The sequence below is a fragment of the Nocardia barduliensis genome (assembly GCF_013315795.1).
GTDB lineage: Bacteria > Actinomycetota > Actinomycetes > Mycobacteriales > Mycobacteriaceae > Nocardia > Nocardia barduliensis.
Genome location: NZ_JABLTE010000194.1, coordinates 1 through 7,770 on the forward strand (window position 1 = coordinate 1; position 7,770 = coordinate 7,770).

Sequence of the window (7,770 nt, forward strand, 5' to 3'; positions counted from 1 at the left end):
GGGTGGGTTCCACCAATTCCCCCAGCCGGGGTTCCATCCCCAACCGGGGTTCCATCCCCAACCGCGGCCGTCACCCCAACCGGGGCCACGCCCCCAACCAGGGCCGCGACCCCAACCGGGATTACCCCAACCGGGGTTGTCGACGAATTGGGTTGCAGACGGGAGCGTCGTTGCTTGCGCGGTAGGCGCGTGCGCCGCGGCTGCGACGACCGGAATCGCAGCAACTGCGGCCATACCGGCGGCGGCCGCCAACCGGGCGAACTTCGTGTGTGAAATCTTTCTCTCGAACATGATAGGGCTCCAGATACTGTCCCGACCTGCTCGAATCCTACGCGGTTTCGCCGCACTCTAAAAGTCACCCCGTTGACTAATTATTGTCCTCGCCACCTTTGCCCCCGTTTCCCAATCCTCGGCCCGAACGGACCGAATCGCGCAGCCAGTCCATTCCGCGGCCGCGGTCGGTCAGTGAACGGCTCTACCCACGCCCGGCCCGCATCGAGGCGGCAGGTTCGGCTCGGATGAGCCGCGAACGGCGGCGGCAGGGGAGATCAATATCCGCGAACTAGATCAAAACAATCGGGGATACGAAAAACGTCGGTTAGATTCACGCAGTCCAACGAATTCATCAACCGCAAAGTTCACACGGAACGGACACAGCGCGAGGTATGCGCGCTGTGCTTTTCGGTCAGTTCGTATTCGATGCGTGGCGGTCCGCCTGCCGTGCTCGGGTGGTTTCGTGCTCACGGATCAGCCCAGCAGCGCTGTCGACTTCAGTGCGTGGTACACCGAGCCCGACATGGCACTGGGCCATTCATGGGCACCCCGGGACTCCAGATCGGCGCGCACCTGGTAGCCGTGCGCGCGCCCGCGGATATGCCCTCTAGCGAAATTGGCTAGTGACGATCACTCCGCCGGCGTGATCCGCGCCGTTCCGGGGTGGACCGGGTTCAGCTGGTCAGCAATGCCGCCCACAGCAGCACCGTGACCGCCCCGAATGTCGCCGTCGTGATCGTGGCCCGCGGCCTGCGGTGCCGGGGGAAAGCCCACGGCAGCATCATGGCGGCGACCGGGGCGGTGATGGTGGCCAGCAACGTGCCGAAGATCAGCAGGTAGCCATGCGGGTCGTCGGCGGGATCGTCCGACAATCGGGACTCGGCCACGACGAGCACACACCACAACCAAAGCAGGCCGGCGGTGACACCGACGCCACCGGCAACGATTCGTGCGACCCCACGCCACCAGCGCGCCGAACTGGCCGGGGAGAAATCCTTTGCGCAACGCCGGGAGCGGTGAGTCGGGCCGGTGGTCACTGGATTCGCTCGGCAATCACTGTGGCGACTTCGATGGCCCGCGCGCACAGGTTCCACTCGACGCCGTGGCCTTGGGGAGCATATTCGAACTCGAACAGCCCGCCCGAACTCACCGATACCCAGATCCTGCAGTTGGTGTGCGCGCGCTCGCGGTGCTCGTCGAGCAGGAACGCCGGCCGACGCGCGATGGTGAGCTCGCGAAAGTGCAGCGTGCCGCGGTGTGCGTCCTCGACTGGTTGGTACTTTCGCCACGGGTCGGGGGCGAAGTACATCGCGAACTGCTCTACCCCAGTGGCCGGGGTGCGCCACCGGCAGTAGGAATTGGAGGGTTCGGCCTCGCCGGGGCTTTCGAAACCGAAGCGGGACAACTCCTGTGGTGTGAGCACCGTGCACTGGTGATTGACCAGCTCGGCCAACGTCCGCGGCGGCGTCACCGGCGGAGGAGACTCTCGCGGCAGGACGGTCGGTGCGGGAGCGGGCCGGGCAGAGCCGACGATCTCGCACCCGGTCGCGGCCACCGCGATCAGCACCGCCCCCACCATCACCCCGACAGCACGAACCCCTCTGCACGCATCACTGAACATGATTCCTCCTCCCACCCCCATCACACCAGAACCCGCACGCTCACGCACCCGAGGAGAATGCGGGCCGTGAGCGGGGCGCGCTCAGCAAATCAAGACGAACCCAGGCGTCCTTATGGATTTCGACTGGGACATCTTCACCGTCGCAACGACAAGGACCCTGCGTGGAGCGTGAGCAGCCCGGTGGTGGCGTGGCGCGACGATTCCGATCGACTCATCGGTCACCCGATCCGGCTGATCGTAGTAACGGCGGTGCGAGCCCGGTGGCCGGTGCGTCCGTTCCGCGGCTGGTTCGTCTGGAGAAGCGAACTCTCATCCATCCGGGTGTGAGCACCTTCTTCCGAGAGGAACTTTGTGATGACCATGCACCTGTTCAACCAGCTGCCCGACCGAGTCGAGGGTGTGCGATGAGCGCGGCGGCTGTCGTGGTAGAGGACCTGCACGTCGCCTACGGCAGAGCGTGGGCGCTCGACGGTGTCGATCTGGAAGTTTCCGCGGGGACGACGCTGGGGGTGCTGGGCCACAACGGTGCGGGCAAGACCACCCTGATCCGCGCTCTCACCACGCTGGTGCGGCCCACCGTCGGCCGGGTGCAGATCGGGGGTCTGGATGTGGTCGCCGACGCCACCGAGGTCCGCCGCCGGATCGGGGTGACCGGTCAATACGCCGGACTGGACGAATTCCTCACCGCCCGAGAGAATTTGGAGCTGATCGGCCGCCTGGTCGGGCTGCGCCGCAGCGCCCGCGCGCGTGCCGATGCGTTGATCGACCGGCTCGGGCTGGGTGAGTACGCGGCCCGGCGGGTCGGGGAGCTGTCCGGCGGTTCGCGGCGCCGCGTCGATCTGGCGGCCAGCCTCGTCGGTGACCCGTCGGTGCTGTTCCTGGACGAGCCGACCACCGCTCTGGACCCCCTCGCCCGCGCCGGACTGTGGGACGTCGTCGGCGAACTCACCACCGCGGGAACCACCGTCGTGCTCACCACCCAGTACCTCGAGGAAGCCGACCGGCTCGCGAACCACATCGTGGTCCTGTCTCGTGGCCGGGTCGCCGCCCGCGGCACTCCCGCCGAGCTGAAACGGATCGTCGGAGGCAAGGTCCTGCACGCCACCGTCCCGACCCACCAGATCGCGGATCTGCCCTTCACCCCCGACACCGACCGGGTCGACGGCACCGGGGTGCGGGTGTCGGTCACCGTCGACGACGCCCGCACCGCGACCGCGCTGGTCGCCGACTTGCACCGCGACGGCATCGAGGTCACCGATCTGGACGTGACCTCCCCGAGCCTCGATGACGTCTTCACCCACCTCGCCCACACCACCGGAGCCCACCGATGACCACCACCACAACCACGATCGGGCGGTCCCCGATCGCCGACCAGCTCGCCGCCCTGACCGTCCGGAACCTGCGCACCAGCGCCCGCGTCCCCCAGCTGCTGATGTTCTCGCTGACCATGCCGATGGCGATGCTCGTGCTGTTCAGCCAGGTGTTCCGCAGCGTCGCCGCAGGACCCGGCTTCCCGGCCGGGGTCAGCTACATCGACTTCCTCACCCCGGCCATGCTGGCGGTCTCCACGGTGATGGCCGGCACCAACGCCGGAGTCTCCGCCGCGATCGATCACACCAACGGCCTGCACGACCGCTTCGCGGCCCTGCCCATGCGGGCGACATTGCCCGGGGTGGCTCGCACCATCAACGAGGCCGCCTTCACCCTCGCCCGAGCCGCGCTGCTCGGGATCGCCGCCCTACTGCTGGGATTCGACTTCCACGGCAGCGCCGTCGATGCCGTAGCCGCGGTGGTGGTCCTGGTGGTGCTGGCAGGGGCGATGAGCGCCCTGTTCGGGCTGATCGGCGACCGGCTGCGCCGCCCGGACGTGGTCCAGTTCGCCGGAATGATGGTGATGATGCCGCTGATGTTCATCTCGAGCGCGTTCGCACCGATCCAAACCATGCCCGGCTGGATGCAGGCCGTCGCGACGGTGAATCCGGTCGCCCACGCCACCGACGCCCTACGCGGGCACGTGCTCGGCACCGCCACCACCGCCGACACCGCCACCGCTCTGGTCGCGGCGATCGGACTGTGGGCCGCGGTCACCGCTGTCCCCGCCCTCACCCACCTGGTTCGCTCGGCACGCGCTCGCTGAACGAGCGTTCGGATGGTGAGACGATGGAAGTTCGCCTCACCATCCGCGCCATCCCGCGAGGCATCCGATGACCGACCCGCGCATCGACCGCGAAGCCCTCGTCGCCGACTTCGAACGCGTCCGCGAGGACTTCCACCACCTGCTGGCCAACACCGGAGAAGACGAGTGGACCGCACCCTGACTCTGGCAGAGATCTACCGCTATCCCGGCCTGCACTACGACCACCACCGCAGACAACTCACCTTGGCGGCCGCGACATAGCCACCACGGATCGAGGGAACTATCAGGCGGATTCGTGTGCACGCCGAGCGCCCGTACCGGGCACGCCCAGCGCCCCTACCGTGGGGTAGGGGCGCTGGTGGTGCGCTGTTTCAGCGGAGAGGCCCGGTGGGGGCTTCGGCGGCGCTCATGTGGCGGCGTCGAGCAGATGCAGTTCCTCGGCGACGATCAGATCGACCTCTTCGTCGGTCAGATCCGACAGCAGATGTGTCGTCAGCATCGCTCTCACCTCCTCACCGCGCTGACCGATCCGTCGAGTCGGAGATCCCGACATCGACTTCGACACCCATACAGACGTGGCACCGAGGATCGGGACGCAAGATGCGTCCGATCGCGGTCAGCGCCGTCGGTACCTGTGCCGAGGAACCCGGACTCGCCACCATGCCGGCAGGCGAGGATGCTGAAGAGGGAGAGGAACCCGATCATGAGCGAGACCACGGCCACCACCGCGACCACACCACAACCGCAACGCGCTGATCTCGACCAGCTCTGGCGCCGCTTCTCCGACGACTTGCGGGTCTTCATCGCCCGCCGGGTCTCCCGCCCCGAAGACGCCGACGACATCTTGTCGATCGTGTTCCTGCGGATGGCCAAAAGCCTGGACAACCTGCGCGATCAGGACCGGCTGCTGGGCTGGATGTACGCCATCACCCGCAATGCGATCACCGACTACTACCGATCCGCGCCCCACCGCCGCGAACTACCCGTCGACGCCGTCCCCGACAACCCCTCCGCAAGCGAGGACGCATCCGGCACCGACGAGAAGGCGGAGAAGGAACTGGCCTCGTGCCTGGGGCCGATGCTCTCCGGGCTGCCCGCCGAACAGGCCGCGGCGGTGCAGATGGTCGACTTCGACGCTCGCACGCACGCCGCCGCTGCCGGTGCGGCGGGTATCTCGGTGTCGGGGATGAAATCGCGCGTGCAACGCGGCCGCGCCGCCCTCAAAGCCCAACTGCACGCCTGCTGCGAGATCAGCCAGGACCGCACCGGCCACGTGCACGACTACCAACCCCGCGACGGAGCCTGCGGCAGCGCAACCAGCAGCGACACAAGCTGCGGCTGCGGCGCCACACCACCCTCCGACCGATAGACCGGCCCATCGGGTTCGGTACGCCCCGCGGGCAGCTGCGGGATCACCGCGATCAGATAAAGGTGCGGTGCGAGACGCTCGAGTCTCGCACCGCACCCTTATCCGGTCAGGGGTTACTGGCAGCCGCAGCCGCCGCCCGCAGTGGCCGCCGGAGCACAGCACGTCGCCTTTTCGCTGTTGTCGCAGCACGTGGTCTGCTGTTCGGTGCTGCAACACGAGGGCGCCACAGGCTGCGGTGCTGTGTCCGTCCGATCTGTCGCTGGGGACAGGAATTCATTCGGATTGGTCATGGTGACTCCTGGATCGATGGAGATGGGCACCAGAACAGACGAAGGAGCACGGGAAAGGACGCAACCCGGATCACTTGGAGAGGAACTGTGCACGACGACAATCGCGGCACGGTCGGTGATTCCTGCCGATCGCTGTGAGCGACACCGCTGGCGCGGGTGCCGATCGCCACGGATCGTTCCTGGCTACCCTGCCGCATCCTGACGCCGTTGCGTCGATGACGATGGCGATGGGGCTGTATCCAGATCGGGCGGCATCGGCGGAAACCGCCGAGATGGCCTCGACCGCCGCGGACGCGCCGTTCACCAGAAGTTCGCTTGGCGGCTGGTTCGATATCTGTCAATATCGATTTATGTCTAAGTCGCAGTTGCCGTTGACGCCGGTCCAGTCGTGTACCGCCGCGCCACTGGCACGAGAGCCGCTGACCGCGGAGGCCGCCACCGATCTGGCGGGAGTGTTCAAGGCACTGTCCGACCCGGTGCGGCTGCGATTGCTGAGTGTGGTCGCCAGCCGCGCCAACCAGGAAGCGTGTGTGTGCGACCTGTCGGTGGGGATCGAAGTGTCCCAGCCGACGATCTCGCATCACTTGAAGGTGCTGCGCGAGGCCGGGTTGCTGGCCAGCGAGCGCCGTGCCTCCTGGGTGTATTACCGGGTGATCCCCGAAGCGCTGCAACGTTTGTCGGATGTGCTGCTGGTCGAAAGCGGCGCGGCCACGGAGGTGAACGCGTGAGCGTCGGAACCGCAACGCAGGACCATGCCGTGGTGGCGAAGCTGTCGACGCTGGATCGGTTCTTGCCGGTGTGGATCGGTGTCGCGATGGCGGCCGGGTTGCTGCTCGGGCGCGTGATTCCGGGGTTGGGGGAGGCGCTGGGAGCGGTGGAGATCGACGGTATCTCGCTGCCGATCGCGCTCGGATTGCTGATCATGATGTACCCCGTTTTGGCGAAGGTGCGTTATGACCGGCTCGACACTGTCACCGGTGACCGGAAGCTGTTGGTCGGGTCGCTGGTGTTGAACTGGCTGCTGGGTCCGGCGTTGATGTTCGCTTTGGCGTGGCTGTTGCTGGCGGATTTGCCGGAGTACCGGACCGGGTTGATCATCGTCGGGTTGGCTCGCTGCATCGCGATGGTCATCATCTGGAACGATTTGGCCTGCGGAGACCGCGAAGCCGCTGCCGTGCTGGTCGCGTTGAACTCGATCTTCCAGGTGCTCATGTTCGCGGTGCTGGGCTGGTTCTATTTGTCGGTGCTGCCCGGCTGGCTCGGTCTGGAGCAGACCACCATCGACGCCTCGCCGTGGCAGATCGCGAAATCGGTGCTGATCTTCCTGGGTATCCCGCTGCTGGCGGGCTATCTGACCCGCCGCTTCGGCGAACGCGCCAAGGGCCGCGACTGGTATGAATCCACGCTGCTGCCGCGGATCGGGCCGTGGGCTCTGTACGGGCTGTTGTTCACCATCGTGATCCTGTTCGCCCTGCAAGGGGAGCAGATCACCTCCCGACCGTTGGATGTCGTGCGGATCGCGATCCCGCTGCTGGCCTACTTCGCGCTCATGTGGGGCGGGGGCTACCTGCTCGGCGCCGTCCTCGGCCTGGGCTACGAACGCACCACCACCCTGGCGTTCACCGCCGCGGGCAACAACTTCGAACTGGCCATCGCCGTCGCCATCGCCACCTACGGCGCGACCTCCGGGCAAGCCCTGGCCGGTGTCGTCGGACCCCTGATCGAGGTCCCGGTCCTGGTCGGCTTGGTGTATGTGTCCCTGGCGCTGCGCACACGCTTCCGCGCCACCACCGCGTTCCCCGGTACTGCCTCGGCCGAGGAAAGGGTGCTGGAGCGGTGAGCGCGACACCAGCGGTGCTGTTCGTGTGCGTGCGCAACAGCGGCAAGTCCCAGATGGCCGCCGGGTTGATGCGTCACGCCGCGGCAGGGCGCGTCGAGGCGTACTCCGCGGGAACCGACCCGGGGCAGAGTCTGAACGCGTTGTCGGTGCAGTCGCTGCTCGAAGTCGGCGTCGACATCAGCGGCGAAACCCCGAAACCGATCGATCCGCGGCTGCTGCGCGCCGTCGATCTGGTCGTCG

At 67.0% G+C, this 7,770-nt stretch carries 8 protein-coding genes; 6 read left to right on the plus strand and 2 right to left on the minus strand.

Going from position 1 to position 7,770, the window contains the following annotated elements:
- Positions 1-947: 947 nt before the first annotated feature.
- Positions 948-1,160 carry a hypothetical protein gene (locus HOV91_RS37815; protein WP_174190000.1) on the minus strand — a complete coding sequence of 71 codons (213 nt, stop codon included), beginning with the start codon at positions 1,158-1,160 and terminating at the stop codon, positions 948-950.
- 146 nt (positions 1,161-1,306) lie between these two features.
- Positions 1,307-1,915 carry a DUF3558 domain-containing protein gene (locus HOV91_RS37820; protein ID WP_312884934.1) on the minus strand — a complete coding sequence of 203 codons (609 nt, stop codon included), beginning with the start codon at positions 1,913-1,915 and terminating at the stop codon, positions 1,307-1,309.
- 383 nt (positions 1,916-2,298) lie between these two features.
- Here HOV91_RS37820 and HOV91_RS37825 point away from each other — a divergent pair, with 383 nt between their 5' ends.
- The 6 genes from HOV91_RS37825 to HOV91_RS37850 form a co-directional block, all read left to right on the plus strand.
- Complete coding sequence (locus HOV91_RS37825) at positions 2,299-3,225, plus strand: ATP-binding cassette domain-containing protein (protein WP_174190002.1); 927 nt, start codon at positions 2,299-2,301, stop codon at positions 3,223-3,225.
- Positions 3,222-4,031: an ABC transporter permease gene (locus tag HOV91_RS37830; protein WP_174190003.1), complete on the plus strand. Its 810-nt coding sequence runs from the start codon at positions 3,222-3,224 to the stop codon at positions 4,029-4,031. Before HOV91_RS37825 ends, HOV91_RS37830 begins: the two co-directional genes overlap by 4 nt.
- A 703-nt stretch (positions 4,032-4,734) precedes the next feature.
- On the plus strand, positions 4,735-5,400 hold the full coding sequence (locus HOV91_RS37835; RefSeq protein ID WP_174190004.1) for a sigma-70 family RNA polymerase sigma factor: 666 nt from the start codon (positions 4,735-4,737) through the stop codon (positions 5,398-5,400).
- A 640-nt stretch (positions 5,401-6,040) separates the two neighbouring features.
- Positions 6,041-6,418 carry an ArsR/SmtB family transcription factor gene (locus tag HOV91_RS37840; protein ID WP_174190005.1) on the plus strand — a complete coding sequence of 126 codons (378 nt, stop codon included), beginning with the start codon at positions 6,041-6,043 and terminating at the stop codon, positions 6,416-6,418.
- Entirely contained in the window at positions 6,415-7,530 is a 1,116-nt protein-coding gene (gene arsB, locus HOV91_RS37845) for an ACR3 family arsenite efflux transporter (RefSeq protein ID WP_312884933.1), read from the plus strand. Before HOV91_RS37840 ends, arsB begins: the two co-directional genes overlap by 4 nt.
- Before the next feature lie 53 nt (positions 7,531-7,583).
- A partial coding sequence (locus HOV91_RS37850) for an arsenate-mycothiol transferase ArsC (RefSeq protein ID WP_369009331.1) occupies positions 7,584-7,770 on the plus strand: 187 nt, incomplete at its 3' end.

Excerpts from the sequence above, each read along its gene's own strand:
- HOV91_RS37825 (WP_174190002.1), top strand. The coding sequence starts at position 2,299 with ATGAGCGCGGCGGCTGTCGTGGTAGAGGACCTGCACGTCGCCTACGGC.
- HOV91_RS37830 (WP_174190003.1), top strand. The coding sequence starts at position 3,222 with ATGACCACCACCACAACCACGATCGGGCGGTCCCCGATCGCCGACCAG.
- HOV91_RS37840 (WP_174190005.1), top strand. The coding sequence starts at position 6,041 with ATGTCTAAGTCGCAGTTGCCGTTGACGCCGGTCCAGTCGTGTACCGCC.
- HOV91_RS37820 (WP_312884934.1), bottom strand. The coding sequence starts at position 1,915 with ATGGGGGTGGGAGGAGGAATCATGTTCAGTGATGCGTGCAGAGGGGTT.
- HOV91_RS37835 (WP_174190004.1), top strand. The coding sequence starts at position 4,735 with ATGAGCGAGACCACGGCCACCACCGCGACCACACCACAACCGCAACGC.